23 protein-coding genes are annotated in these 26,058 nt (G+C 54.0%); 12 read left to right on the plus strand and 11 right to left on the minus strand.

Annotated features, from left to right (window positions below; translation table 11 throughout):
• Nucleotides 1-66: 66 nt before the first annotated feature.
• Nucleotides 67-396, minus strand: coding sequence for a DUF1820 family protein (locus P8S54_RS05195; RefSeq protein WP_009100748.1), 330 nt, complete (start codon nucleotides 394-396; stop codon nucleotides 67-69).
• A 211-nt stretch (nucleotides 397-607) separates the two neighbouring features.
• On the opposite strand from P8S54_RS05195, the gene P8S54_RS05200 reads away from it, so the two are divergent.
• Genes P8S54_RS05200 through P8S54_RS05210 form a run of 3 tightly spaced genes read left to right on the plus strand, consistent with a single transcriptional unit; the run spans nucleotide 608 to nucleotide 4,686 of the window.
• A complete protein-coding gene (locus tag P8S54_RS05200; RefSeq protein WP_281443515.1) occupies nucleotides 608-1,831 on the plus strand; it encodes a carboxylate--amine ligase in 1,224 nt (407 codons plus the stop codon).
• Nucleotides 1,832-1,861: 30 nt separating this feature from the next.
• Nucleotides 1,862-3,904, plus strand: a complete 2,043-nt coding sequence (locus P8S54_RS05205; protein WP_281443516.1) for a hypothetical protein — start codon at nucleotides 1,862-1,864, stop codon at nucleotides 3,902-3,904.
• Between the two features lie 29 nt (nucleotides 3,905-3,933).
• Complete coding sequence (locus tag P8S54_RS05210; protein WP_281443517.1) at nucleotides 3,934-4,686, plus strand: TlyA family RNA methyltransferase; 753 nt, start codon at nucleotides 3,934-3,936, stop codon at nucleotides 4,684-4,686.
• Between the two features lie 24 nt (nucleotides 4,687-4,710).
• Here P8S54_RS05210 and mscK read toward each other — a convergent pair whose 3' ends face one another.
• Nucleotides 4,711-8,067: a mechanosensitive channel MscK gene (mscK, locus tag P8S54_RS05215; RefSeq protein ID WP_281443518.1), complete on the minus strand. Its 3,357-nt coding sequence runs from the start codon at nucleotides 8,065-8,067 to the stop codon at nucleotides 4,711-4,713.
• A 146-nt stretch (nucleotides 8,068-8,213) separates the two neighbouring features.
• Here mscK and P8S54_RS05220 point away from each other — a divergent pair, with 146 nt between their 5' ends.
• From P8S54_RS05220 to P8S54_RS05235, 4 genes are all read left to right on the plus strand, one after another.
• Nucleotides 8,214-9,245: a phospholipase A gene (locus P8S54_RS05220; protein ID WP_281443519.1), complete on the plus strand. Its 1,032-nt coding sequence runs from the start codon at nucleotides 8,214-8,216 to the stop codon at nucleotides 9,243-9,245.
• Between the two features lie 76 nt (nucleotides 9,246-9,321).
• Complete coding sequence (locus P8S54_RS05225; protein WP_281443520.1) at nucleotides 9,322-9,654, plus strand: DUF883 family protein; 333 nt, start codon at nucleotides 9,322-9,324, stop codon at nucleotides 9,652-9,654.
• The gene (locus tag P8S54_RS05230; protein WP_281443521.1) at nucleotides 9,654-10,055 is read left to right on the plus strand and encodes a phage holin family protein; all 402 of its coding nucleotides are present in this window, start codon (nucleotides 9,654-9,656) and stop codon (nucleotides 10,053-10,055) included. The genes P8S54_RS05225 and P8S54_RS05230 overlap by 1 nt, the downstream gene beginning before the upstream one ends.
• Nucleotides 10,027-10,329 (plus strand): YqjK family protein, encoded by a 303-nt coding sequence (locus tag P8S54_RS05235; RefSeq protein WP_281443522.1) that lies wholly within the window; start codon nucleotides 10,027-10,029, stop codon nucleotides 10,327-10,329. Before P8S54_RS05230 ends, P8S54_RS05235 begins: the two co-directional genes overlap by 29 nt.
• Before the next feature lie 110 nt (nucleotides 10,330-10,439).
• Here the strand turns inward: P8S54_RS05235 and P8S54_RS05240 are convergent, their stop codons facing one another.
• Nucleotides 10,440-11,624, minus strand: coding sequence for an NAD(P)/FAD-dependent oxidoreductase (locus P8S54_RS05240; RefSeq protein ID WP_281443523.1), 1,185 nt, complete (start codon nucleotides 11,622-11,624; stop codon nucleotides 10,440-10,442).
• Nucleotides 11,625-11,809: 185 nt separating this feature from the next.
• Here P8S54_RS05240 and P8S54_RS05245 point away from each other — a divergent pair, with 185 nt between their 5' ends.
• Both P8S54_RS05245 and P8S54_RS05250 read left to right on the plus strand, forming a co-directional pair.
• Nucleotides 11,810-12,880 (plus strand): efflux RND transporter periplasmic adaptor subunit, encoded by a 1,071-nt coding sequence (locus tag P8S54_RS05245; protein ID WP_281443524.1) that lies wholly within the window; start codon nucleotides 11,810-11,812, stop codon nucleotides 12,878-12,880.
• The gene (locus P8S54_RS05250; protein WP_281443525.1) at nucleotides 12,880-16,020 is read left to right on the plus strand and encodes an efflux RND transporter permease subunit; all 3,141 of its coding nucleotides are present in this window, start codon (nucleotides 12,880-12,882) and stop codon (nucleotides 16,018-16,020) included. The genes P8S54_RS05245 and P8S54_RS05250 overlap by 1 nt, the downstream gene beginning before the upstream one ends.
• Nucleotides 16,021-16,202: 182 nt before the next feature.
• On the opposite strand, the gene P8S54_RS05255 is transcribed toward P8S54_RS05250, so the two are convergent.
• Complete coding sequence (locus P8S54_RS05255) at nucleotides 16,203-16,628, minus strand: DUF3617 family protein (protein WP_281443526.1); 426 nt, start codon at nucleotides 16,626-16,628, stop codon at nucleotides 16,203-16,205.
• Between the two features lie 124 nt (nucleotides 16,629-16,752).
• On the opposite strand from P8S54_RS05255, the gene P8S54_RS05260 reads away from it, so the two are divergent.
• The gene (locus P8S54_RS05260) at nucleotides 16,753-16,962 is read left to right on the plus strand and encodes a CPXCG motif-containing cysteine-rich protein (protein WP_281443527.1); all 210 of its coding nucleotides are present in this window, start codon (nucleotides 16,753-16,755) and stop codon (nucleotides 16,960-16,962) included.
• 22 nt (nucleotides 16,963-16,984) lie between these two features.
• On the opposite strand, the gene P8S54_RS05265 is transcribed toward P8S54_RS05260, so the two are convergent.
• The 4 genes from P8S54_RS05265 to P8S54_RS05280 all read right to left on the minus strand — a co-directional run bounded on the left by P8S54_RS05265 (nucleotide 16,985) and on the right by P8S54_RS05280 (nucleotide 21,148).
• Nucleotides 16,985-17,827 (minus strand): ABC transporter permease subunit, encoded by an 843-nt coding sequence (locus P8S54_RS05265; RefSeq protein ID WP_009100714.1) that lies wholly within the window; start codon nucleotides 17,825-17,827, stop codon nucleotides 16,985-16,987.
• Nucleotides 17,824-18,735, minus strand: a complete 912-nt coding sequence (locus P8S54_RS05270) for an ABC transporter permease subunit (protein WP_281443528.1) — start codon at nucleotides 18,733-18,735, stop codon at nucleotides 17,824-17,826. Before P8S54_RS05270 ends, P8S54_RS05265 begins: the two co-directional genes overlap by 4 nt.
• A 31-nt stretch (nucleotides 18,736-18,766) precedes the next feature.
• A complete protein-coding gene (gene potA / locus P8S54_RS05275) occupies nucleotides 18,767-19,948 on the minus strand; it encodes a polyamine ABC transporter ATP-binding protein (protein ID WP_281443529.1) in 1,182 nt (393 codons plus the stop codon).
• Between the two features lie 96 nt (nucleotides 19,949-20,044).
• Entirely contained in the window at nucleotides 20,045-21,148 is a 1,104-nt protein-coding gene (locus P8S54_RS05280; RefSeq protein WP_281443530.1) for a polyamine ABC transporter substrate-binding protein, read from the minus strand.
• A gap of 330 nt (nucleotides 21,149-21,478) precedes the next feature.
• On the opposite strand from P8S54_RS05280, the gene ahpC reads away from it, so the two are divergent.
• Both ahpC and ahpF read left to right on the plus strand, forming a co-directional pair.
• Nucleotides 21,479-22,042, plus strand: a complete 564-nt coding sequence (gene ahpC, locus P8S54_RS05285; protein ID WP_009100710.1) for an alkyl hydroperoxide reductase subunit C — start codon at nucleotides 21,479-21,481, stop codon at nucleotides 22,040-22,042.
• A gap of 224 nt (nucleotides 22,043-22,266) precedes the next feature.
• Nucleotides 22,267-23,823 (plus strand): alkyl hydroperoxide reductase subunit F, encoded by a 1,557-nt coding sequence (ahpF, locus tag P8S54_RS05290; protein WP_281443531.1) that lies wholly within the window; start codon nucleotides 22,267-22,269, stop codon nucleotides 23,821-23,823.
• An 89-nt stretch (nucleotides 23,824-23,912) separates the two neighbouring features.
• Here ahpF and moeB read toward each other — a convergent pair whose 3' ends face one another.
• Genes moeB through prmC form a run of 3 tightly spaced genes read right to left on the minus strand, consistent with a single transcriptional unit; the run spans nucleotide 23,913 to nucleotide 26,051 of the window.
• A complete protein-coding gene (gene moeB / locus P8S54_RS05295; protein WP_281443532.1) occupies nucleotides 23,913-24,668 on the minus strand; it encodes a molybdopterin-synthase adenylyltransferase MoeB in 756 nt (251 codons plus the stop codon).
• Between the two features lie 4 nt (nucleotides 24,669-24,672).
• The gene (locus P8S54_RS05300; protein WP_009100707.1) at nucleotides 24,673-25,173 is read right to left on the minus strand and encodes an Lrp/AsnC ligand binding domain-containing protein; all 501 of its coding nucleotides are present in this window, start codon (nucleotides 25,171-25,173) and stop codon (nucleotides 24,673-24,675) included.
• 32 nt (nucleotides 25,174-25,205) lie between these two features.
• A complete protein-coding gene (gene prmC, locus P8S54_RS05305; protein WP_281444066.1) occupies nucleotides 25,206-26,051 on the minus strand; it encodes a peptide chain release factor N(5)-glutamine methyltransferase in 846 nt (281 codons plus the stop codon).
• Nucleotides 26,052-26,058 lie beyond the last annotated feature (7 nt).

Consider the following 26,058-nt stretch of genomic DNA (forward strand, 5'->3'; position numbering starts at 1 on the left):
TAAAACGGGCGGTGGCCGACGAAGTCACCCGCACGTACCGCTAAGCTTTGCGCTTGTCTTAGGCGCTTACCCTTCTCCGCGGGGAGGTAACGGAAAGGGACGAGGAAACTCCGCAACACGGGCATCGCTTTTTACTGCCTTTAAAGGACCTTCGCGCTCTACTTCATCAATGCGCACAATGGCATTGAGAGGCAGATAACTTCGCTTCACTCCCTCAAAGGTTCGCTGTAGTTTTTCAGCTCCTGGATCAACGACTACCCGCGATGCATCGTCAAAGACAAACTCCTCGACTTCAATAAAGCCCCAGAGTTCGCTTTGAAAGATCTCTCTTACATATAAATCCCAAATTTCACCCTGTTGGTGAACCACTACACGGTAAATCGGCTTGGCCGCCATCTTGGCCTATTCCTCTTGCCACTTGAAGGTAACGTTATCCCGCCTAGCCTACCATATTCCAGGGTAGCGCCTTTAGCAGACATCATCGAAAACAGCGCTTTCATTGTTTATCAGCCTCAAAGGGAAGTGATTAGCCGGTGGTAGCGCCCTTCGTGTATGGTGAGTTCGTGGTAAGGCAATTTTTTTCACCCACCCACAGGAGTTACCATCTATGCAAAAAGATCCCAATAAGGGTTACATCGCCCTATTAGGTTGGAGCCTCAATGCGATCGAAGCCGCAGAGACGTTTGACCGACGCTACATAGTGGTGGCACCCGATTGGGCAGAAGAGCATTGCCAAAAACATGACATTCCTTACGTACCTTGGAATTTTGAGCGTCTCAACGACCGCTCAATGGAAATCGCTGAAACGCTAAAAGAGAAAGGCGTTGATGTTGCCATCCCACTGTATGAAGAAACCGTTGAGTGGGCCGGAGCGATTAACTCGTTACTGCTGGATAACCCGCGCATTTATGGCCAGTCACTGCTGCTACGCGATAAAGCACTGATGAAGCGTCGTGCACAGCTAGGCGGCATTCGTGTCGGCATTTTCGAAGAAGCCCACGATAAAGAGGACGTTGTTCGCTTCCTCAAACGGGTTAATCAGACCCTACTTAAGCTGGACGGCGACCCCAACGACCCGATCCACCTCAAAGCATTTGATAAAGCTGGCTGCCTCGGCCACCGGGTTATTCGCACGCCGGATGAAGTGGATTCTATCCCCGATGAAGAATTTCCGGTATTGATGGAATCCCACTTGGACGGCTGGGAATTTGCCGTTGAAGCATGGATTCACAATGGCAAGATTGCCTTTTTGAATATTTCGGAGTATGTGACTCTCGGCTATTCAGTATTTGTGCCTGCGTCACCAGAACTTGAACAGTATCGCGAGCAAATTGTTGCGCAGATCGAAAAACTGATTAAGGCGTTTGATATCGAGTTTGGCCTGATTCACCCCGAGTATTTTGTTACTAGTGATGGTGAGATGTACTTTGGTGAGGTTGCTTACCGTCCGCCAGGCTTTAAAGTCTTTGAGCTACTGGAGCGTGTTTACGGCTTCAACGCCTACCAAGCAACAATGCTTGTCTTTGACCCGAAAAGTACCCAGGAAGAGGTGTCCGCCTTCTTCCCCAAAGAGATTGAAGATGCAAACGGCTTCGCAGGCTGCTTTGGTGTTTACCCACGCCGTCGCGTTGTCAGCCGCCTGGAGATTCCCGAAGAGACCGAGGATCACCCCTATTTTGAATCTCATGAGCTAAGCACCCCTATAGAAGAGACCGTCACTAAACGCACCGCGTTTGGAACCCACTGGGGCTTGATCTATTTTAAAGGTGACGATGCGCATACCATCCGCGATCTTTTAAAACGCCAAGAGGCTCTCGACTTCTATGTATAATCCCCGCTACGGTAAGGGTAAGGAGTCTATGTGACGAACCACCAAGAGGCCTCTTCACCTGAAGATGCCAAGCTCAACGATCTATTGAGCAACTTTGATGACGCGGTGCGCCTGCTTTTGCAGGCGCCTGATGTCTCCAAAGTAGCGAAACTCCCCCGGGTAATGGATACCGCGCGACGTGTCTTGATGGTAGACGGCGGCTGCGCCGCCCTTGAGGCGCGCGCGGCGGATTTTGAATCCGCCGGGATATTTGAAGGGTCTGATTGGGCAACTCCCCAGTATTTAATCCCTACGCTGACCCCCTTTGCGCTGAAAAGTGCCGATGCAAATGTCGTGGTGATCGAAGCATTGAGCGAACTGCGACTTCTGGCCGTTGCTAAGGGCGATTATCTGCATTCGCTGGTCTCCCAGGAGCATGCTCATCACTATTTAACCCAAGTGATGGCCATTAACCTGTGGCTGCTGTTCAACGCACCAAGTGAAGCAGAACGTGAAACCCAGGGTCGGTTAGCTAACATCCCCCGCCAGCTCTTCCAGCACTTGGCCGAGCGTATTGGCTACGAACATGTTATTGACCAGCTAATTGATGAAATCTGGCGGATCCTTAAGCAGCGTCCGATTCAGGTCGATGCCATTAAGCAGATGATTACCCAAATCGCCTTATGCCAAGCCAACCCAGAGATAGACCTGGGCTCAAGTGGCCAAGGCGCCGACAGGCTGGTCAGCTCGCTTTACGGGCCGACCCAAGCCTGCCGAGAGGACCCAGGCGTTGCGCTTTACCGAGAACGACTGGAGCGGATGGACAGCGCTGCATTGCAAGCGGAATCCACCGGCTTCGCCCGTGCCATGCACGATACGGGGCTAGTATCACCCTACCATGCCGTACTGATGCGCTATTTGCTGGAAGAAGGCGACCACCTGCTCTCCGAGGCATTAGGGCTATCGGCCACTGGCCGTGACTGCCTGTTATGCTATCGCGAGCTGGTACACGCGCTAATTCGTAGCGGCGTGTATCCAGCTACCGCCCAGGCAGTTTATGGCCTGGCACTGCTACTTGAGCGAGGCATTCTCTATCAACCTCCGGTAGCACCCGCCATGTGGCGCCAACTTAACCTGCAGCTGTCTGAGTGGTCAGAGGCGCGGCTTACCATTGCCTACGGCGATTATGCGTCTCCGCGGGCACGCCTAATTGAGGGCGTACTCTGTATGCTGGGGCTTCCGCTAGGCGTTGGCCAAGGCAACAATCCCACGTGCCAGTCGGCTCGGGCACTTTCCATGTGGGCCTATAACGACCCCGACTACCTGCTGCAAATGGTGACCTGGGCGGCGCGTGACGACGAAATTATTATGCATTTCGAAGGCCAGCCCATCTCTTCCATGGAAAGCGCGCTGGGCGTTGCCGCCGAGCTGCCCATGGATCTAGATCCGGTCTCGCTGATTGTTGTGCCCCACCTAGATCGTATTTATGCCGAAATGGGCAGGCGCTGTATTGGCCGTGAAGGCGACCCCCACCGCTGGGTAAATCCCGAGTTTCACGGATGGTGGTCTGGTCGTGGCTTTAGCATCAATGTCGACGTTGCAACAGGTCAACTCTGTAACGTGGATGACTTTGTGCGCCACTTCTACGCAAGCTACCACCCTTACTACAATGGTAATCAACCGCTTATTCACCCGCAGCCAGCTGGCATTGCGGTGACCGACAGTGCCGCCCGCTTTATTGGCTGGCATGCGATTACGATTTTACGCGCGTCACTCGACCCAAATGATGTCATGCGTATCTACTTCTACAACCCCAATAACGATAGCGGGCAAAACTGGGGTGATGAGGTAAAAGTCGGCACCTCCGGTAACGGCGAACGGTTTGGCGAAGCTTCACTGCCCTTCGACCAGTTCACCTCCCGGCTGTATATTTACCACTACGACCCACTGGAACGGGGCGAGCTTGCCAAAGTATCGGATGAAGAGCTTGAAAGCGTTAAAGGCTATCTTCACCGTAGCTGGGGGGCTGCTCGACTGCCGCCTACCGAGCTTCAGGCAAACGAAGGCCCCAACACGCCGCCAGAAGGGCTCTAATAGCTGCCATTAATAACCCCATAGACGCCATGATTCGACTCGATCAATTGTTGGTCAGCCAAGGGCTGGCCAACTCACGTACCCGCGCCCAACGGCTGATCCGTAATGGACGCGTTCACCTTGCCGATGGGCGCGCGCTTATCAAACCTTCGGAAAAGTGGCCCGCCGATACCCCGTTACAGGTAGAAGATGATCCGGAGGAGCGCTATGTTTCCCGGGCGGGTTTAAAGCTGGAAGGCGTACTTAAGGCACTTGAAATGCGCCTGGATGGGCGAGGCGTGCTGGATATTGGCCAGTCCACGGGCGGCTTTACCGACTGCGCGTTGTCGTTTGGTGCGCAACATGTAGTGGGCGTTGAGGTGGGCCACGGCCAATTAGCAGACACGCTGCGTGCCGACCCAAGGGTAGCCTGCCTGGAAGGTTTGAACGCTCGCCACATGAGCACCTCGAAAGCCCTTCTGCAGGCGCTCACAGAGCACCCCATTGACCTTGCCGTCATGGATGTCTCATTTATCTCGCAAACCCTTATCTTACCCGAGATTGCTGCACTGCTGCCCCAGACAGGCCAGCTTCTCTCACTGGTAAAGCCGCAGTTTGAGCTGGAGCCCGGCGCGTTGGATAAACGCGGCGTGGTGCGCAACCGCAGCCGCTATGCCGAGGTAGAGCAGAAAATTCGTGGCGCCTGTGAGCAGTGCGGGCTGCATATTAGCCATTGGCAAGAGAGCCCGATTACCGGCAGTGACGGTAATCGGGAGTTTTTACTGCTCGCCAGTAAGCGATAGGCAATGTATTGAGTTTGAGGTTAATTAGCTTAAGTTAGCGGGCGGTAGCCGCTTGGCGGACTGCACTTTGACGGACTTCCCATCATCGGGGTGCAGCCACACATCCATCTGCTCAAAGGCTACCCGCACGCCCGCTTCCCGAAATAGCTCATCAACCCGGCAGTTAACCTCATCGGCGGCAAACAGCCGGTCAACCAAGTCATTAACAAAGATACGCAGTTCAAAGTTCAGGCTATGCTGCCCATAGCTTAGGCAGAACACTTGAGGCTCCGGGTCTGTTAGTACTCGCTCATTCTCATCGGCGGCTTGGCGCAGTAATTGGTGTACTAACGGCAGGTCAGACCCGTGGGATACACCATAAGTGAGCACCACACGGGTAACGTTATCCGACAGCGACCAGTTGATAAGCTGATCGGTAACAAAGGTTTTATTAGGAATAATAATCTCTTTGCGATCAAAGTCGGTAACCGTGGTGGCCCGAATGCGTATTCGGCTGACGGTGCCATGAAGGTTGCCAATGGTAATCGTGTCACCAATCCGTATGGGGCGCTCAAACAGAATAATCAGGCCGGAAATAAAGTTGGCAAAGATCTCCTGCAGACCAAAGCCCAAGCCGACACTCAGCGCCGCCACCAGCCACTGCAACTTATCCCAGGAAACGCCCAGGGTGGCCAAGGCCATCACCACCCCCGTACCGACGATGGTGTAGGAAAGCAGCGAGCTAATCGCATAGGCACTGCCCTGCTTAAGCGCTAGGCGCGAAAGCACCATCACTTCTAGCAAGCCCGGTAGGTTACTTGCCATAATAAACGTTAGCGCAATAACCAGCAGCGCGGCGAACACATCCGAAATCGATAGCGTATCGCCAACTAAGTCGCCCTCCTGGGCATCCCATAGCGCTACGTGATCTAGATAGCCCAACACCGTGAGCAGATCCGCCCACACCAAATACAGCAGCGCGCTGAACCCAATTAACAAGATAAGTTTAGAGAGCCGCAGCGACTGGGTATTGATCTTCTCCATATCCAGCGGCGGCTCCTCCACAACCTCCAGCCCGCCTTCAGCACCTTCTTGCACCATGGCGCGGCGCCGGGCCAGCGCGCGACGATACGCAAGCCTGCGCGCCGCCACTGCTAGGCTACGCACGACGGTAGCTTCAACCACTACCCATAGCCCTAAGAGGTAGAGCGTACTGGCAAAACGCCCGACTAGGCGCAGCGCAGTATACTCGTACCCCCAGGCGACTAAGCCCAGCAGCATTAGCGGCACCGAGGCCATCGTTAACCCGAGTATCAAACGAAAGAGCCTTACGCCAAAAAATGGTACATGGGATAAGATCAATTGCCCCAGCCACCAGCTCATGGCGAGTAGCCCCATAGAGAATAACCCCATGGCCACTGGTCGCAGCGCCAGGGGTGTTTCCATCTGTTCTGACATGGCGGCAATGGCTACCACGGGGGCCAGCGCGACACCTAATCCGCCAAGCAGCTTCCGCAGCCGAGCGTTATAGCCGGGAGACCAGGTAAAATGGCGCTCGGCTACCCCATCAGATATGAGCAAACGGCGCCCGAGCGCCACTACGCCCCAGCTTAAGCCTAGCTGCAACAGCGCTGGCGCCACGCTATTTGCCAACGCGCCTTGCCCCGCCTGCAGCCCAACGCCGATGCCCGCTAACGCCAGCGGGCCAGGGATGGCCAGCAAAGCATTGAGCAGCACCGCTTTAGGCGTATGGAGCTGGGTATCGCTTTTTAATCGCCCAATTTGCGAGTGGATAAGCGCTAGTCGGGTTTTAATGCGACGACGCAAGCCGACGAGTAGCAGGCCAATCAACACCAGCGGCGCTCCGCCAAGCATTTGCCAAGAAAGCCCCTCCCACCGGTTCGGCAAAATAGCGCGCCATTCGCCCTCCCGCCATTCAGCACGGACATTGTTAGGCAACTGACGCAGCCAATTCAAATCTAACGGGCGGCTATTGGCGACCCAGAACAACTGCTCATCAATCGTGGCGCGTAAGCTACGCGTAGTCATTAATAGCTGCTGCTGATTGAGCTGCAATTCGATGGCAGCACTTAACAAGCTGCCATAAGACTGTTCAAGCTGTTCGACCAGCTCGCGACGGGATTGATACAGCCGTGTGAGGGAGTTAACCAAGCCCGGTGTAACCTCTACCCCCGCTTCTTGCAGCCGCTGGGTGGCTAGGCGCTCGCCTTGGCGTAGCTGGTCACGTTGGCGGATTAAATCAAACTGCTTTAGGCGCAGGTCTGCAATTTCGTCCTGTAAATCGCGTCGGGGAGCGATAGTCGGCAACGACTGACGCTGCTCGCGAAGGATGCGTGAGAGCAGTTGGCTGCCGCGAATCGCATCTAGCTGTTCATTTAGGCTGCGCTGCAGTTGACGCACTTGGTCTAGCTGCCGATGGGCTTCAATGTTTTCTCGCACTATGCCGTTGGCGCGATCGGTAGCACGCAGGAGTTCAAGGCTCAGCTCTTGGTTAATTTGCTGAGCGCGCAGCACCACAGGGTGACCTTCAGCTATTAACGGGTCGTCTCGGGCGGCATCGGCAATCGCCTGCTCAGACTGCAGGCGCCGCTGGCGATCAATCACCCCTCGTAGCAAGTTGAGCTGCTGCTCTTGATGCTCTATTTGCAACGACAGCAAATCACGGCGCTGCTGGGCTAGCTCGCGTAATCGACTGTTAGCACTTAGCTCGCGCTGATTTAAGTTTACTTCGCGCTCTGCCAGAGCCCGCTCAAGGCGCAGCTGAATCAGACGCGGGTCGTTTTGAGCGGAAAGCTGCCGCCCTTCAAGCAATGATTCCCGTTCGTCGTAGTCGCGTCGTAAGGTCTCAGCGCGCTGCAAGGCGTCGGAGATTGATTGTTGAGCACGTTCTGGTAGCGTTTGGGCGGCAAGCAGCTGGGAATTAACATCAGCCAGCTGGCTCTCCAACTGCTGAAGCTCTACCACGGACTGCGCCTGCTGAGCCTCCAGCGCTTCAAGCGGCATATCACTTAGATTATCTACCGAGAGCTGCAGGCTCTCCTCTTCGGCTTCGTTTAACTCTCGCTCTAAACGCAGTAATAACTCCGGCGCTTGCGCAATACGTTGCTCAAGGGCGTTAAGACGCTCATCAACAGCGCTCAAGCGCTCGTAGGTCTGAAGCGCGGCCTCTAAGGTTTCTTTGTCTCGAAGCTGCTGAGCGCTTAACTCGCTTTCCTGAGCCACCAAGTCGGCCAAACGCTCAGAAAGCTGCTCCTTGGGCGGCACCCCGCTGGGAATATTCGCGTATACGGCAGTGACACCGATACCCATAATAAACGTTAATGCCCAAACGGTTTTTATAACCACCTTTACCGCGAATTTCACCACGCTTATATGCCTCATCGACACCAAAATCCCGCGACTGCGGGAAACAGCGCCATTGTCAGACGTTCTTTCCCCCAGCGCAATCTAGAGTAGTTGACTTAGCCCTACAGCCTGTATAGAAACAAGCCTGACAACTGCTTTTTCTCTATTTGCGAGCCACCTTGATGGTCATCCGAAAATTATTATGTACCGGCGTTATGGCACTCTTAGGCGCACAAACGTTCACAACCAGTGCGCTAGCGGAATCCCGCGAAGACGTCGAAGCGCGTATTCGTGCGTTAAATACTGAGCTTCACCAGCTCCGCCAACAGCTGCAACAAATTGACGCACCTGAAGAGGCGGCGATGGGCCTACCGGTGGAGTTGCTTCCTGAAGAAGTAGCGCTTGAGGATCTTAGCGACCGACGCCAGTTAGAGCAGGAGTCCTCGCGCAACCCCTTCTCGATCACCACACACCGCCTCAACTATTTATTGCCAGTGAGCTATAACGCCAACCAGAATGCTGAGAACTTTCGTAATGTTACCGAAGATAGCTCTCCGGACAGTGCAGAAGTGAAGTTTCAGTTCAGCGCAAAGTTCAACTTAGCTCAGGGTCTCTTCGGTGATGTCGGCGATATTTATTTTGGCTATACCCAGCGTAGCTGGTGGCAAGCTTACAATACTGACGCCTCCTCCCCCTTCCGGGAGACCAATTATGAGCCAGAAATTTTCATTGATTTTGACAACGCCTGGAGTGCCTTAGGTTGGGTGAATACCCGTAACCGACTCTCCTTTAACCACCAGTCGAACGGCCGCTCAGACCCGTTATCACGTAGTTGGAACCGGGTGTATATGGAAAACACCTTTCAGCGTGGCGACTGGGCGCTTACATTAGCGCCCTATTGGCGCGTGCCTGAATCCGACAACAGCGACGATAACCCAGATATTCAGCGGTTTATGGGCTACGGCGACATCCGTCTAGCGAAACGTCTTAATAATAACCATGAAGTAGAAGGGTTAGTACGGGGCAACCCCAGTGCCGGCAATTATGGCACTCAGATCGACTACAGCTGGCCTGCGTTCAATAGTGTACGAGCCCACCTGCAGTACTATTATGGCTATGGCGAGAGCATGATTGATTACGATAACCGCGTACACCGGCTAAGCATCGGCTTCAGTTTAAATCCTCTGTTCAGCGCTACCGGACTGAACCGCTAAGGTTTAGGGGTTGTCTACTGAGCGACGACTGCTATGCTTGAAGTCGTCACTTATCACTTCGTCAAAGGAAGACATCATGGCTAAACGTAATACTGACTCCTCTGCTCGCGCTGATCAGCTTAAAGAAGATCTGCGTTATCTCAGCGAAACCGTTGAAGAGCTAGTCAATGCCACCTCAAAGGATGCTAGCGGCGAAATGCGCGATCTTCGTGAGCGCGCCGAACGTCGCCTGAAAGATACCCGCGCACGGCTTGAAGCAAAAGGCGAGCGCATTTATGACGAAACCCGCGAGTCCCTCTCTCATCAAGTGGACTGTTGCGACCGTTACGTTCACGACAATCCCTGGACCAGCATTGGTATTGGCGCTGCTGCAGGCTTAATCGTGGGTATGCTGCTCGGTCGTCGCTAATGGCTTTGGGGCCAACCCAACGCGTATTCTCTGCCGCTAAACGCCTGCTGAAGTCACTGATAGCGAATGGTGAAACCCGCCTGCGTTTGGCGGTGTTGGAACTTGAAGAGGAGCGCGCACGTTTACTCACGCTGCTGTTATTAGCGGGCGCAAGCCTTTTGCTACTACTTCTAGGTGTGGCAACGTTAACGGCGCTTGTGGTCGTGCTTTTTTGGGATACGTATCGCCTTACGGCTATCAGCGTAAGCGCCTTTGTGCTGATCGCCTCAAGCTTCCTGTTGGCGGTTGTTGCGCTTCGTCAAGCTAAACGACATACGCTGTTGAAAGAGACACTAAAACAGCTAGCCGCTGACCGTGCGCTGTTGGAGGCAAATGAAGATGACATCACCCACCGTCGATAAGCCACTTACCCGTGCTGAGCGAAAAGCGGCTCTGCTTGCGGATTTAGAGCAGCAACGCGTGGACATGCTGGTCAATAGTGATTACTTACTTCGGGCGACTGCCCCGCTGGATAAGCACTGGAACAGCTTAAAACTGCCCCTATACGCTGTTGGCGGCATAGTGGCATTTCGACTGATACGCCACCCTGGCGGGATGATGGCAGCAGGCCGCAAAGCATTGGCAGGCTACATGTTGTTCCGTAAGTTTAAGCTGCTGGCGAAAGTGGCCTCTTAAACAACGACTTAAAAAGCCACCCATGGCTTGAAAACGATGAAGGCCGCATCAAGGGTTATCCAACCGATGCGGCCTTCATCGTTTTTGCTTAGGGCTTTTTCATCCAAGAATCAACACGACTCTCCGCAGGCCACGCCACTTGCCCATGCCCACTGGAAGTTGTACCCCCCAAGCTCGCCGGTAACGTCCAGCACTTCACCAATAAAACGCAGTTGCGGTAGATCTTTTACTGCAAAGGTTTTTGAAGAGATCGCCTCAGTACTGACGCCTCCCATAGTCACTTCAGCTGTCCTCCACCCTTCTGTACCTGCGGGCTTGAGCTGCCAGCGATTTAGCCGTTCCGCCCAGCTGTCCAGAGCATCGTTGTTATAGTGAGCCAAGGGACGAGTCGGGTCATTTTCGGGCATCCACTCAAGCAGCGCCTGGGCAAATCGTTTAGGAAAACGCTCCCCCAGCCATGTGGAGAGCTGCCGTTTCGGCGTCGCCGCCCGGGCATCTCGCAGGGATGCTGCAACGTCTTCCTCTGGCAACAGATTAATTTCAATAGGTTCACCGGGCTGCCAAACGCTGGATATTTGCAGCATTGATGGCCCCGATAACCCTCGATGGGTAAATAGCATCGGCTCGACAAACTGGCGCCCGTTGCAGCTCACCGCTGCCGGCAAGCTCATACCTGAAAGCTCAGCAGCCCGGACTTTCCAGGTATCGCTTAAGGTAAAGGGCACCAAACCAGGCCGGGTAGGCAATACCTCTAAACCAAATTGCCGAGCAAGTTCATAGCCAAATCCCGTTGCGCCCATAGTAGGAATGGAAAGCCCTCCCGTCGCCACCACTACCACGCCAGCATCAACGCGGCCTAGGGAAGTAACTAAGCGCATTCCCTCCCCGACTTGCTCAACGGACGTAATATGAGTGCCCAGAGCAATCTCTGCACCTGCCCATTCGCACTCGGTGAGCAGTACTCTTACGATCTCTTTGGCAGAAGATGCACAAAACAGCTGCCCCGGCGCCTTTTCTACGTACTCGACACCGTGGCGCTCCACCAGAGAAACAAAGTGCTCTGGTCGATAACGCTTTAGCGCAGAAATACAAAAATACGGATTTTCCGCGTAAAAGTGCTGAGGTGTGGTGCCAAGGTTGGTAAAGTTGCAGCGTCCGCCGCCTGACATAAGAATTTTCTTGCCTGCTTTTTTGGCATGATCCAGCACCAGCACACGCCGCCCTGCGTAGCCTGCCTGGGCCGCACACATTAACCCTGCGGCACCAGCGCCAATTACTACGACGTCGTAGACCATAAAAGAGGTTCCCAACAAGTAAAGCCAAACATTTTAACAGGTAAAGCGGAACAATTTGCTGTACTTTAAAATCACACTGTACAATTAAAGTACAAAAAACATCTGTTCCAAAGCACAGAAATAGCGTCCTATTGGGGCTTTTTAACGCGCTGCTACTTATAATAGCTAACTACGCTGAGACACTGATGCACGTTTATAGACGTATCGTACTTATTTTTCTGGTGGCACTACTGTGCTCCACCTCACTCTACGCCCAGTCGCTCCCTTCCGTTATTGGAAGTCGCGCCGAACTCACTACTTGGTCTGACCCCCTGGAAGCCCTTGGCACCCTGAGTGCTGACGAGAGTGTCACACTCTCTGCCACGGTTACCGAAACAATTGCCGAAATCAACTTTCAAGATGGTCAACAGGTTGAGCGCGGTCAGTTACTTATTCGCTTGCAAGACGCCGAAGAGCAGGCTCAGTTAAGGGCCGCACAAGCGCTAACCGATGAGCGTCGCAATGCGTCAGAACGAGCGGCACAGCTGCAGCAGCGCAACCTGGCCGCCCGGGCGGATGTGGAAGATACTCAAGCGCGGCTTCGCCAAGCAGAGGCCGATGCGCAGGCACTAGAAGCGCGACTAGCCAATTATCAAATACAGGCCCCTTTTAGCGGGCGCGTGGGTTTTCGCAACGTCAGCGTCGGCGCACTAGTCACGCCAGGCATGGAACTCGTCACCCTGGATAAGCTCAACGTAATGAAGCTTGATTTCAGCGTTCCCGAGGTGTTTTTGGGGCGTTTATCCTCCGGGCTTTCATTAAGTGCCAAAACCGCTGCCTTCCCCGATGAGATTTTCAGCGGTCAAATTGCCAGTATCGGCACCCGTATTGACCCTGTCTCGCGCAGCGTGAGCGTTCGTGCAGAGCTTGATAACCCTGGCCTACGGTTACGTCCCGGCATGCTGATGGAAGTTATCGTACAGCAGCGCGCTCGTGACGCAGTGGTACTTCCTGAAGCTGCGTTTGAGCCCAGCGGTGACCGCCACTACGTAATGCTAATTCATGAACAGGACGATGAATCTTTGCGCCTTGAGCAGCGGGAGGTCTCCATCGGCGAACGACGCCATGGGGAGGTGGAAGTTCTCGAAGGCATCGAGTCAGGTGACTTGGTCGTCGTTCATGGCCTACAGATGGCTCGGGATGGCCAGGAAGTTCGCTTGCTAGGCGTCGTCGATAGCGACACCAGTATCCGCGCACTGCTGGAGGCTGATCGCTAATGCGCTTATCCGATATTTCGGTTCAACGGCCCGTACTAGCCATGGTAATTGCAGCGCTTATCGTTGCCTTCGGACTAATGGCGCTCAACCGGTTGCCGCTTCAGGAATACCCTACCGTTGATCCCCCCATTGTCAGTATCGACACCCGCTATCCCGGCGCCTCTGCAAGCGTTGTAGAAACCCGTATTACCCAGGTGTTGGAAGACCGCATCGCAGGGGTTGAAGGCATTGAGCTAATCACCTCCCAAAGTGAAGACGGCCGCTCACGCATTGAGATCGAGTTTGCCCTTACCCGCGATATTGACGCCGCCGCCAACGATGTGCGCGACCGCATTTCCGGGGCGTTGCGAAACCTACCTGACGACGCCGACAACCCTGAAGTCACGAAAGCAGACAGCAGCGAAGAGATCGTCATGTGGTTGAGCCTTTCAGGGGCAGACTACACCATTACCGAACTTACTGATTACGCCAACCGGTTTTTAGTAGATAGCCTATCCGTGCAAACCGGCGTGGCTAGGGTACGGGTAGGCGGTGGCCGCGATTACGCGATGCGCGTCTGGTTAGACCGCAACGCCCTCGCCGCCCGGGGATTGACCGTCGGTGATATCGAAGACGCGCTACGCGCTGAAAACGTTGAGTTGCCGGCCGGTTCAATCGAGTCTGTAGACCGCCAGTTTATCGTTCGCCTTCCTCGCAGCTTTGCCACTGCAGATGATTTTAAGCGCCTGGCCCTAAGCCAAGGGGATAACGGCTATTTGGTGCGATTAGCCGACGTTGCCAGGGTAGAAGTTGGCTCGGTGGAGGACCGTTCGGTATTCCGCGCCAACGGCGTTCCCATGGTGGGCCTGGGCATGATTATGCAGTCCACCGCGAATGTGGTTGAGCTATCTGAAGCCGTCCAGCAGGAGCTTGAACGTCTACAAGGGACGCTGCCCGAGGGCATGACGCTTAGCTTAAATTACGACGCTTCACTCTTTGTGTCAGGCGCCATCAAGCAGGTGATCATGACACTCTTCATCGCCATGGGGCTGGTGGTGGTGGTAATTTTCCTCTTTTTGGGCAACCTGCGTACTACGTTAGTCCCCGCAGTGACAGTGCCTATCGCAGTGATTGGTGCCTTTACAGCCCTTGCGGCCATGAACTTTTCGATCAATCTGCTGACACTGCTGGCATTAGTACTAGCGATTGGCTTGATTGTCGATGACGCCATTGTGGTGCTTGAGAACATTAACCGACGCATGCACGACTACGGCGAAACACCGCTGGTCGCGGCGTTTCGCGGTACACGCCAAATTGCTTTTGCGGTGATCGCCACCACCCTGGTGCTGGTAGCCGTCTTTCTACCCTTAAGCATGTTACAGGGCGATATTGGTCGGCTGTTTTCAGAGTTCGCGCTTACCATGGCAGCGGCAGTGGTAGTATCTACGCTGCTGGCGCTAACCCTCACGCCCATGATGGCGTCCAAAATCCTCAAGCCCGGCATGCACGACAGCCGCATTGGCCAAGGCGTGCAGTGGGTGCTAACCGGCACCCAGCGCCGCTACCAACACGGTTTAGAAGCGGTACTGCGATTTAAATGGATCGTTGTTGCACTGTTTGTGTTGCTGATTGCGGCAACGGCGTGGCTAGCATCCGAATTACCCAACGAGTACACCCCCCAGGAGGATCGTGGCAATTTTATCGTGCTAGTGAATGGCCCTGAAGGGGCAACGTTTGACTACATGATGGACTACATGGATGAGATCGAGGCTCGCTTAACGCCTTTCGTTGAAAGCGGCGAGCTGGAGCGTATCGTGGTACGCGCCCCGCGTGGGTTTGGCAACATCGAAAACTTTAACAGCGGTTTTATCATCATCAATATGGCGGACTGGGGTAGCCGTCGCAGCGCATGGGAGATTATGGCGGATGTTCGTCAAACCTTAGGCACTTTACCCGGGGTCCAGGCGTTTCCTGTGATGCGGCAAGGCTTTGGTCAGCGTACCCAGAAGCCCGTCCAGTTTGTACTGGGCGGCGGCACCTATGAAGAGCTCGCTGGCTGGCGAGACACGCTACTTAATCATGTGCGCGAAGATAACCCTCGGCTAACCGCCCTAGAGAGCAATTACGACGAAACACAGCCCCAGCTTCGTGTAGATATCAACTACGAGCGCGCTGCCGATCTTGGCGTTACCGTAACGGAGATAGGCCGTACCCTTGAAGTGTTGCTGGGTGGGCGCAATGTCACCCGCTACGTGGATGACGGCGAGGAGTACGATGTCATTTTAGAGGGCGACCGGGGGCGGCAAAACAGCCCCCGAGCACTGGATAGTATTCAGGTGCGCTCAGCCCGCTCTGGTGAGCTGATCCCGCTGGCCAGCTTAGTGACACTCTCAGACTTTGCTGGCGCTAGCACGCTTAACCGCTTTGACCGGGTTAGAGCAATTACCATTGAAGCTAACCTAGCCGATGGTTACCCGTTGGGCGAAGCGCTTGCCTACCTTCAGCAAACCGCTGACGACATTCTGCCGGAGGAGGCTCAAACCAACCTAGCAGGACCATCGCGGGACTTCCAACAGGCCAGCGGTGCCACTACCTTTTTGCTGGTGCTTGGCGCGGTGGTGGTCTTCCTGGTGCTTGCTGCGCAGTTTGAAAGCTTAATCCACCCCTTTGTGATCATGCTCACCGTGCCGTTAGCCATGAGCGGCGCGCTGCTTGCACTGCTACTAACGGGCCAGTCGCTTAATATCTACAGCCAAGTGGGGCTTGTGCTGTTGATCGGCCTGGCGGCTAAAAATGGCATCTTGATAGTGGAGTTCGCCAACCAGCTGCGCGATGAAGGCCAAGCGTTTCGCTCTGCGCTTATTGAAGCCTCGGTAACGCGGCTAAGGCCCATTCTAATGACCGCCATCACCACCATGGCCGGTTCAATTCCGCTGATTTTATCAAGCGGCCCAGGTGCGGAATCGCGCTTGGTTATCGGCACCGTGATTATGGCGGGCGTTGGGGCAGCCACGATCTTCACCCTGTTTGTCGTGCCCGTGGCGTATGACCTGCTAGCACGCTATACGGGTTCGCCGGGGGCAGTGAAACGCAGGCTTGAAGATGAGATCGCAAGCGCTCCGACAGCACCCCACGAGCCCCTTGAAACGCCGGATCGATAGCACCGTTTGGCGCTTTATGGGTGGCGCCACTCCTAAACACCCTGTGAAATACAGCTATTGTGCAAGCTATTAATGACTGCGGTTAAACGCACAGCGCGCCCCTTATTAGGGGCGCGCTGTGCGTTTGGCGATACGGCTGGTTTACTTGATACTGCTCGTTAGCCAGTGCCGCATTTCACTTATTAGCAGTCGCCAATACGCTCGCCTTCAATCACAGTCTGCATGGTTAGCTCACCCATGGGCGACTGCGTAAAAATATCAACGGTGCCTTCAATCTGCTCGCCCATAAAGCGCATTTCACCATCGATAGTGGCTTCGCCACCTTCAGCACGGCACACCATGCTGTAGGAGAGGCCGTCGGCATTCATGTCCTGATTAAGCAGCTCGCAGCCCGCCTCTTCTTCGATAAACCCAAACTCAGCGCTGTCTAACTCATCTTGAGTAATGCACTGGCGCTCGGTTTCGGTTTGATCCGGAATCTGCATTTCGCCACTCATCGTGGTCACGCTGACGAACTCCCACTCGCCAGGCGTTACGTTAGGTGTTTCTGCCAGGGCGACCATCGGGAAAGCCAAAAAGGCTGCTACTGCCATGTTACGTATCATCATCGTTATACTCACTGCGTTGCTTTAGAAAATCTTTATTATCCTACCTGATTCGGCACAGCGATGCCCGCGCAAGAGAAGCACTGCTACACTCAAGCCTTAAAGTATCCGCTTAAGAGAAGCCGCTATGCAAGACGATGCCTTAGTGAATCACACCTTTGACTGCCCCTACTGCGACACAACGCTTACTTTCGTCATCGACACCTCCCAAGGGAGCCACGACACGTGGGAGGACTGCCACCAGTGCTGTGCGCCCATTCAATTGCAGGTGATTATCTCGCCCATAACCGGTGAGCTTGAAGCCGTCGTCACCGGCCGTGACGACGACGTGCTATGAGCTATGAGCCGGGCACTATGAACTAGGCGCTATCCGTCTGCTTTAAGAGCATTAGGCGTTTGGCCTCGTTGCGGCGCATAAAGTACCACGCCAATAGCGTTACCAATGAAACGGTCAATATAATCAGCGTGGCTAACGCATTGATCTTCGGCGACACCCCCATACGCACCGATGAAAACACCACCATAGGTAGGGTATTTGCCCCTGGGCCAGAGACAAAACTGGCGATAACCAAGTCGTCTAACGACAGGGTAAACGCCAGTAGCCAACCGGCAGCCAGCGCAGGCGCAATGACCGGCAGAGTCACAAAGAAGAACGTTTTCACCGGCGGAGAGCCAAGGTCCATGGCCGCTTCTTCTATCGAGCGATCAACTTCGCGCAGACGTGCGGCGACCACCACCGCTACATAAGCACTACAGAAGGTAGTGTGAGCAATCCAAATAGTCGCCATACCGCGATCAGCGGGCCAGCCGATTAGCTGTGCCATCTGCACAAAAAGCAGCAGCAACGACAGCCCCGTAATGACTTCCGGCATGACCAGTGGTGCGGTCACCATGCTCGAAAGCGCTGTTTTACCCCGAAACTGACCATAGCGCGTCATTACAAACGCGGCGACAGTACCCAGACACACCGCCATGCTGGCCGCAAAGAAAGCGATTTTGAGACTGGTCCATACCGCTGCCAATATCTGTTTGTCGCGGAATAACTCCCCGTACCACTGAGTGGAAAACCCAGCCCACACGGTGACTAACCGTGAGGCGTTAAAGGAGTAAACCACCAACACCACCATAGGCAGATAGAGAAACAGCAGGCCCAGCACCAGCATCACAGTGGTAAAACTAGGACGACGGCGAGCGCTGATCATTTTTCAAGCTCCCGTGATTGGTAACGGTGAAACCACACAATAGGTATTAGCAACAGCAGTAGCATTACCATTGCCAGTGCGGAGGCGACCGGCCAGTCGCGGTTTAAGAAGAACTCTTCCCAAAGCACTTTACCGATCATCAGTGTATTAGGCCCACCCAGTAGCTCCGGGATGACGAACTCACCCACAGCAGGAATAAACACCAGCATAGAGCCTGCCACAATCCCTCCCATAGAGAGCGGTAGCGTGACCGTTATAAAGGTATTGAGCTTGCGCGACCCAAGATCAGATGCCGCTTCTAATAGAGAATTGTCCAATCGTGTTAGGTGGGCATAAAGCGGCAGCACCATAAACGGTAGGTAGGCATAGACAATTCCAACAATGACCGCAAACTGGGTATTCATCATCCGTAGCGGGGAGTCAATCAACCCGACCCCCATTAGGAAGTTATTGATTAGCCCGCTATTGCTCAAAATCCCCATCCAGGCATACACCCGAATCAAAAACGATGTCCAGGAGGGCAGCATAACCAGCAGCAGCAAGATAAGCTGCCATCGCCCCGGCGCCCGTGCCATGGCGTAAGCCATTGGGTAGCCAATCAATAAACAAACCGTGGTGGAAATAAACGCGGTTTTAATCGAGCCCCAGTACGCGGCAAGGTACAAAGAGTCTGAGAGTAAGAAAAGGTAGTTCCCCATGTTGAGAAACACATGCAGCGTTTGGTCAGCGTACTCTACCAGCGGCCCATAGGGCGGAATGGCGATGACTGACTCAGACAAGCTGATTTTAAGCACCAACGCAAACGGCAACAAAAAAAACAGCGTCAGCCACACCAGGGGAAGCGCAATCACCCCCCGGCGGCCTAGCTGCAGGCGCTTCATAAAACCAGTCACACGAGATGGCATCATTTAAGGCGATCTCCTAAGGGCCAACAGGGCATTAGCGATTCAGCACGATAGCGCTATGGTCTTCCCAATAGACGTAGACGCTATCCTCCCAGGTTGGACGGTCGCCTCGACGCTCGGTATTGGCCATGCTGACTTTTATCCGTTGCCCCGATGCGGTGCGCACGTAGTAGAGCGAGTAGCCGCCTAGATAAGCGATATCGTCTACCGTCCCCTCTTCCCAGTTGTGCTCCGTGGCGGGCTTTTCACGGGTTAGCCAGATTTTTTCTGGGCGAAGCGCGGCCCACACCCGACGATCTACCGCTTGAGTGGTAATGCCGTGGTCAATATAGAGCGGCCGAGAGAGAGCAGGCGAGCTAATACGGCAGTGGTCGGCAGCATCTTCGACGATCTCTCCTTCAAACAAATTTACGGTGCCAACAAACTCCGCCACCATGCGGCTGGCTGGGCTCTCGTAAATGTCCACCGGCGAGCCCACCTGCTCAATCCAGCCATCGGCCATAATGGCCACGCGGTCCGCCATGGTCATGGCTTCTTCTTGATCGTGGGTCACCATGATGCAGGTCACCCCAACTTGCTCAATAATTTCGACCACTTCCAGCTGCATTTCGGTACGTAGCTTTTTATCCAACGCCCCCATGGGCTCATCGAGCAACAACAGTTTGGGCCGCTTAGCCAGCGACCTTGCCAATGCCACACGCTGGCGCTGGCCGCCGGAAAGCTGGTGCGGCTTACGCTTGGCAAACCGCTCCATGTGCACCAGTTTGAGCATTTGGGCCACACGTGCCTCAATGTCCGCTTTGGAGAGCTTGTCTTGCTTCAGCCCAAAGGCAATATTTTGCGCCACGGTCATATGAGGGAACAGCGCATAGGACTGGAACATCATATTGATCGGGCGTTTATGGGGCGGCATATCGGTAATATTTTCACCGCTCAATAAGATTTTGCCTTCACTGGGCGTTTCAAAGCCTGCCAGCATGCGTAGCAGCGTTGATTTACCCGACCCCGACCCACCCAGCAGCGCAAAAATCTCGCCACGCTTTACCGTAAGGTTAACGTCATCCACCGCTAAAGCATCGTCAAAACGCTTACTGAGTCGCTTTACCTCCAGCACGATATCCTCGGCAAACCGCGGGGTTTTTCCCTGGGGCCGCGGAGCCGACGAGGTTTCCGATGGTGAAGAAGACGACGCGTTCGACAGGGGCGTAGTGACCATTCGCCACTCCCATCAAAAGGCCCGACAAACCGGGCGTTAAAAAGACAAACAGCGAGCCAGGCACACGACCTGGCTCGCCATCAGACGGTGGATAAATTAACGGCCGGACTTAACGCGGTTCCAGATACGCGTGCGGGCACGCTGAACTTCCTGGGGCTTTTCTACCGCGACATAGAGGTTCTGCAAAACGTCCGTTTCAGGATATACAGCAGGATCGTTTAACAGCTCTTCGGAGACAAACTCGTTAGCCGCTGCGTTCGGGTTAGCATAGCGCACGTATTCGCTAATTTCGGCGGCAATTTCAGGTTCAAGAATAAAGTTAATAAAGGCATGGGCATTTTCAGTATTAGGCGCATCTGCCGGAATCGCCATCATATCAAACCACAATGCCGCCCCTTCCTTAGGAATGCTGTAGCCAATCGTAAAATCACGGCCCGCTTCTTCGGCACGGTCAGCTGCCTGAAAAATATCGCCGGAATAGCCCGCTGCCACACAAATATCGCCATTAGCTAAGTCAGACACATAGCGCGAGGAGTGGAAGTAGGTGATGTTGCCACGAATAGCCGCAATCAACTCGCCGGCGGCTTCTAAATCTTCAATGTTTTCACTTAGGGGGCTAAGACCTAGGTAGGCCATAGCGGGTGACAACATTTCATCACCAGAGTCGAGCATGGCTAATCCACAGCCCGCATCGCTGAGCTGGGTCGTAATTTCAGGGTCAAACAGCAGCGCCCAACTATCCAGGGGAGCATCGTCACCTAGTATCTCAGTAACGCGATCGACGTTATAGCCAAGACCGTTGGTTCCCCACATGTAGGGCACTGAGTATTCGCTACCCTGGTCAATGGCTTCTAAATTGCTCATCAAGTCAGGGTCTAGGTTGCCTAAATTGGGCAACAGGTCATGATCGAGCGGCTGGTAAACGCCGGCTCTCAATTGGCGAGTGAAGTAGTGGGTTGATGGAACGACGACATCGTATCCTGAGCGCCCTGATAACAACGCAGCATCAAGAATTTCATTACTGTCATAAACATCATAAGTGACACTAATACCGGTGCGCTCGGTAAATTTCTCCAGGGTTTCCGGTGCAATATAGTCTGACCAGTTATACACCCGTACTTCATCAGCATGGGCAGCAGTGGCCGCTACGGCAAAAGAGATGGCCGCAACGGCCCCGGAAAGTTTGTGGATGTTCCTCATGTCACTCCTCCTCGTCAAAACAATTATTGCAAACATTCAATGGTCAGTTACGCGCGTCAGCCCCTACGTCACCACCCGCAATAGCTTAGGCGATTCTGCAAACCGTGCGAATTTTGCGGTGCAGTGCAGACAACCGCAAGTCAATGTGAAAAATTCTTGTCTTATGCCATCAGTGCCCCCATCTCACAGTCTGTGTCGCTAGCAACCACGTCACTATATAAGCTCACTATCAATAAGATTGTTTTTTTCAATTTTAGCTATTAGTAGTAGAGCGTTATCATGCGGGACAAATTATTCCCCTACCAATCACTTAACACGGAGATTATTTAAATGTCTTTGATCAACACTGAAGTAAAACCGTTTAAAGCGACTGCCTACCTGAACGGTGAGTTTGTTGACGTAACCGAAGCAGATCTTAAAGGCCAGTGGTCAGTATTTTTCTTCTACCCCGCTGACTTCACGTTCGTTTGCCCCACTGAGCTTGGCGACCTGGCCGACAACTACGCAGAATTCAAGAAGCTGGGAGTTGAAATTTACAGCGTTTCAACCGATACCCACTTCACTCACAAAGCGTGGCACGACAGCTCTGAGACTATCGGCAAGCTGCAGTACCCAATGATTGCTGACCCGACGCTGCGCATTTCGCGCAACTTTGAAGTCCTCATCGAAGAAGCCGGTCTTGCTGAGCGCGGCACCTTCGTTGTTGACCCAGACGGCAAAATTCAGATCGTTGAAATTAACGCTGGCAACATCGGCCGTAATGCCGAAGAGCTACTGCGTAAGGTGAAAGCCGCTCAATACGTTCGCGCTAACCCGAACGAAGTTTGCCCGGCAAAATGGAAAGAAGGCGAAGAGACGCTAGCACCTTCTCTGGATCTAGTAGGCAAAATCTAACTCGCCCTTAGCTGCCAGCCTAGGCTTGCCAGCGCTAAGCTGCCAAACCAGGGTGGCCCTATAGGCAGTATGACACCCGGGCATAGTTCCGGGTGTTTTTCTTTAAGCACCATTTTTACGCAACTATCGTTTTCCCTTACGCCATTATTTGCGCTGAATGTTTTTTAGTGAGCGGCGTTTAAGGTCGAGAACATTGACAAGCAGATCGCGAGGAAACCACTGTCATGCTGGACGCTAATTTAAAAAACCAGTTGAAAGCTTATCTGGAAAAAGTGACTCAACCGTTCGAGATTGTTGCGTCCCTCGATGACGGTGCCAAGTCACAAGAACTGCTGGGCCTGCTGGAAGACATCAGTAGCCTAAGCGACAACATTACCCTACACAGCGATGGCCAAGATAGCCGCAAGCCATCCTTTGCTATTAATCGCCCCGGTGAAGAGACCGGTGTGGTGTTTGCTGGCATCCCCATGGGCCACGAGTTTACCTCGCTGGTTCTTGCGCTGCTGCAAGTGGGCGGCCACCCGCCTAAAACCTCAGAAGAGATACTTAATCAAATCAAGTCCCTGGACGGCGACATGCTGTTCGAGACTTACTACTCGCTTTCGTGCCAGAACTGCCCTGATGTCGTTCAAGCGCTCAACTTAATGGCGATCTTTAACCCGAACGTGCGTCACGTCGCCATTGATGGCGCGCTGTTCCAGGATGAAGTAGAAGCGCGGGAAATTATGTCGGTGCCCAGCATCTACTTAAACGGCAAGCCTTTTGACCAGGGTCGCATGACACTTGAGCAAATCTTAGCCAAAGTAGACACTGGCGCTGCCGAGCGTGAAGCGAAAAAGCTTAGCGAAAAAGCCGCCTTTGATACGCTAGTGATTGGGGGTGGCCCCGCCGGTGCATCAGCAGCCATTTACTCCGCCCGCAAAGGCATTAACACCGGTGTTGCTGCAGAGCGCTTTGGTGGCCAAGTGGCCGACACTATGGGCATTGAGAACTTTATTTCAGTTTCCCATACCGAAGGCCCAAAGCTAGTTAGCGCATTGGAAGAGCACGTCAAAGAGTACGAGGTTGACGTAATGAACCTTCAGCGCGCTACGTCGTTCAAGGCTGCTGAAGCGGAAGGCGGTTTGCATGAAGTCACCCTGGAGTCCGGCGCGAAGCTAAAGAGCAAAACACTCGTGCTAGCCACCGGCGCACGCTGGCGTGAAATGAATGTTCCCGGTGAGCAGCAGTACCGTAACAAAGGGGTGGCTTATTGCCCCCATTGCGATGGCCCACTGTTCAAAGGCAAGCGCGTTGCCGTTATTGGTGGCGGCAACTCTGGCGTAGAAGCGGCCATTGACCTTGCGGGCATCGTGGGTCACGTAACGCTGGTAGAGTTCATGGGTGAAATGCGCGCAGATGCAGTGCTGCAGAGAAAACTCAAGAGCCTGCCCAACGTCGATATTATCTTGAACGCGCAAACCACCGAAGTAACCGGCGATGGCAGCCGCGTTAACGGCCTAACCTATAAAGACCGTACTACCGATGACATCAAAACCATCGCGTTAGAGGGTATTTTTGTTCAGATCGGCTTAGTACCTAATACCGAGTGGCTGAAAGGCTCACCGATTGAGATGACGCCCCGCGGAGAGATTATTGTCGATGCCCATGGCATGACCTCGGTACCCGGTGTGTTTGCTGCAGGGGATGTCACCACCGTGCCCTACAAACAGATCATTATTGCCATGGGCGAAGGCGCAAAAGCCTCGCTAGGCGCCTTTGATTATCTGATTCGCAATTAACTAGCCAAAGGGCGGGTTACCGCCCTTTGGGATCGTTCTTTTGACGTATAAGACCGTGACGTCACGCCCGCTACTTAGCGGGCTTTTTTTTACTCTCTTTTCCCACATACCTTACAGGCGGGATCGCGGGGCACCTGGAAGTGGCGCCATTGTCCACTCATGCCCTCAAAGGTCGAAAGCCCTTGGTGGGGCTTTCCAGCACCGCTTAACAGTTTGAAGGCTTCCACCGCTTGAAAACAGCCAATTAAACCAACGAGCGGTGCCATCACCCCGCTTTCAGCACAGCTAAGAGCTTCATCATCGCTATCATCAGGGGGATAAAGGCAGGCGTAACAGGGGGCATCTGAGTTTCGGGGGTCAAATACCGCCAGCTGCCCGGAAAAGCGTATCGCCGCGCCAGAAACAAGCGGCACACCCGCCTGCTGTGTGGCGGTATTAATCGCGTAGCGGCTTGAAAAACGGTCGGTGCAATCAAGCACAACATCTGCCGAAGCCACTAACGTCTGTAACTGCTCGCCTGCTGCGTGCTGCTCCACAGCCACTACCTGGCACTCAGGATTCAGCGCTTCCATGCTGGCTTTCGCTGAGCATGCTTTATTAACGCCAATGCTTGCCTGCTGATGGGCGATTTGCCGCTGCAGGTTAGAAAGCTCAACAACATCTGCATCGGCAATGGTTATACGCCCAACGCCCGCGGCCGCTAAGTAGAGTGCTGCCGGCGAGCCCAACCCACCTGCACCTATAATCAGCGCATGGGCGCCTCGCAGGCGCTCCTGGCCGTCGATATCAACCTCGGGCAGCATGATTTGGCGGCTATAGCGCAGCAGCGCCTGATCGTCCATCATCGGCTTACTTATCCTCAAATTCCTCGAAGTCGGGTATGTGCAGGCTGAAGCTCTCTTTCACCTCTTCCATGACCACGTAGCTTTTCGACTCTTTTACCCCGGGCAAGGTGAGTACCACATCGCCGAGTAACTGGCGGTAGGCCGCCATCTCAGGAATCCGGCACTTCAAAATATAATCAAACTGACCAGAGACTAAGTGGCACTCTTGTATCTGCGGGAGCGTTTCCACCGCGCGGCGGAACTCATCAAATACTGCAGGCGACTGAGTTTCCAGACTGATTTCTACAAACACCAGCAGGTTAGCTTTTAAGGCTCGTGGATCGAGAATCGCTTGGTAGCCGCGAATGATACCGGCTCGCTCAAGGCGCTTGACGCGCTCTAAGCAAGGGGTTGTGGATAAGCCAACTTCTGAAGCAAGGTCCACGTAGGAAATACGCGCATTCTCCTGCAGACATCGCAAAATTTTAAGATCGATACGGTCCAGCGTTCTATTTTTAGGTTTCATGGCAGGATCCATTACTGATGAATCAGGCAGTTTTAAAGGTGCCCTAGGGTAACCCGTTCATGACCGCCGACGTCTCGCACACTTTCAACGTTCTGATAGCCGGCCAGTACAAGCGCTTCTCGCACCTGACCAGCCTGAGAATAGCCATGCTCTAGTGCCAGCCACCCTTCGGCGGAGAGATACACACTGGCGGTATTGGCTAAATGAATTAAATCAGCCATACCATTGGCCTCGGCTACTAATGCAGAACGCGGCTCAAAGCGCACATCGCCTTGGCATAAGTGGGGGTCGTCAGCCGCAATATAGGGCGGGTTACTAACAATGATATTGAATTTATTAGCGTATTCAGGCGCCGAAAAAGCGCTGAACCAGTCACTTTGTACAAACTCTGCATTGGCAATCGCCAGCACCTGGGCGTTGCGAGCCGCAAGGCGAACCGCTTCCAGGCGAATATCCGCGCCCATCACATGCCAGCCAGGTTTTTCACTGGCAAAGGCCAGCGCAATAGCGCCTGTGCCGGTGCCTAGGTCAAGCAGCCAACCGGCTTCTGCCTGCCCACGACCCAGCACCGCTTCTACCAGTGTTTCCGTATCAGGCCGGGGGATAAGCGTATCAGCCGACGTGGCCAATCGCAGGCCCCAAAACTCACGTTCACCGGTTAAATAGGCCACTGGTTGCCCCTGAGCGCGAGCAGCAACCAGAGCATCAAACCGCGCATGTTCCCAGGTAGGACATTCACGGTCGCCCCAGGTATAAAGCCAGGTGCGGTTATACCCCGTTGCATGGCTAAGCAGCACTTCAGCATCTATTCGCGCTGAGGGCGAACCCGCGGCTTGCAGACGCGGCACTGCAAGCCGCAGTAGAGCATCGTAGGTCATGACAGAC

This window comes from Halomonas sp. M1 (assembly GCF_029581375.1).
Lineage (GTDB): Bacteria > Pseudomonadota > Gammaproteobacteria > Pseudomonadales > Halomonadaceae > Vreelandella.

Excerpts from the sequence above, each read along its gene's own strand:
- P8S54_RS05195 (WP_009100748.1), bottom strand. The coding sequence starts at position 396 with ATGGCGGCCAAGCCGATTTACCGTGTAGTGGTTCACCAACAGGGTGAA.
- P8S54_RS05200 (WP_281443515.1), top strand. The coding sequence starts at position 608 with ATGCAAAAAGATCCCAATAAGGGTTACATCGCCCTATTAGGTTGGAGC.
- P8S54_RS05210 (WP_281443517.1), top strand. The coding sequence starts at position 3,934 with ATGATTCGACTCGATCAATTGTTGGTCAGCCAAGGGCTGGCCAACTCA.
- mscK (WP_281443518.1), bottom strand. The coding sequence starts at position 8,067 with ATGAGGCATATAAGCGTGGTGAAATTCGCGGTAAAGGTGGTTATAAAA.
- P8S54_RS05220 (WP_281443519.1), top strand. The coding sequence starts at position 8,214 with ATGGTCATCCGAAAATTATTATGTACCGGCGTTATGGCACTCTTAGGC.
- P8S54_RS05225 (WP_281443520.1), top strand. The coding sequence starts at position 9,322 with ATGGCTAAACGTAATACTGACTCCTCTGCTCGCGCTGATCAGCTTAAA.
- P8S54_RS05230 (WP_281443521.1), top strand. The coding sequence starts at position 9,654 with ATGGCTTTGGGGCCAACCCAACGCGTATTCTCTGCCGCTAAACGCCTG.
- P8S54_RS05235 (WP_281443522.1), top strand. The coding sequence starts at position 10,027 with ATGAAGATGACATCACCCACCGTCGATAAGCCACTTACCCGTGCTGAG.
- P8S54_RS05240 (WP_281443523.1), bottom strand. The coding sequence starts at position 11,624 with ATGGTCTACGACGTCGTAGTAATTGGCGCTGGTGCCGCAGGGTTAATG.
- P8S54_RS05245 (WP_281443524.1), top strand. The coding sequence starts at position 11,810 with ATGCACGTTTATAGACGTATCGTACTTATTTTTCTGGTGGCACTACTG.
- P8S54_RS05250 (WP_281443525.1), top strand. The coding sequence starts at position 12,880 with ATGCGCTTATCCGATATTTCGGTTCAACGGCCCGTACTAGCCATGGTA.
- P8S54_RS05255 (WP_281443526.1), bottom strand. The coding sequence starts at position 16,628 with ATGATGATACGTAACATGGCAGTAGCAGCCTTTTTGGCTTTCCCGATG.
- P8S54_RS05260 (WP_281443527.1), top strand. The coding sequence starts at position 16,753 with ATGCAAGACGATGCCTTAGTGAATCACACCTTTGACTGCCCCTACTGC.
- P8S54_RS05265 (WP_009100714.1), bottom strand. The coding sequence starts at position 17,827 with ATGATCAGCGCTCGCCGTCGTCCTAGTTTTACCACTGTGATGCTGGTG.
- P8S54_RS05270 (WP_281443528.1), bottom strand. The coding sequence starts at position 18,735 with ATGATGCCATCTCGTGTGACTGGTTTTATGAAGCGCCTGCAGCTAGGC.
- potA (WP_281443529.1), bottom strand. The coding sequence starts at position 19,948 with ATGGTCACTACGCCCCTGTCGAACGCGTCGTCTTCTTCACCATCGGAA.
- P8S54_RS05280 (WP_281443530.1), bottom strand. The coding sequence starts at position 21,148 with ATGAGGAACATCCACAAACTTTCCGGGGCCGTTGCGGCCATCTCTTTT.
- ahpC (WP_009100710.1), top strand. The coding sequence starts at position 21,479 with ATGTCTTTGATCAACACTGAAGTAAAACCGTTTAAAGCGACTGCCTAC.
- ahpF (WP_281443531.1), top strand. The coding sequence starts at position 22,267 with ATGCTGGACGCTAATTTAAAAAACCAGTTGAAAGCTTATCTGGAAAAA.
- moeB (WP_281443532.1), bottom strand. The coding sequence starts at position 24,668 with ATGATGGACGATCAGGCGCTGCTGCGCTATAGCCGCCAAATCATGCTG.
- P8S54_RS05300 (WP_009100707.1), bottom strand. The coding sequence starts at position 25,173 with ATGAAACCTAAAAATAGAACGCTGGACCGTATCGATCTTAAAATTTTG.
- prmC (WP_281444066.1), bottom strand. The coding sequence starts at position 26,051 with ATGACCTACGATGCTCTACTGCGGCTTGCAGTGCCGCGTCTGCAAGCC.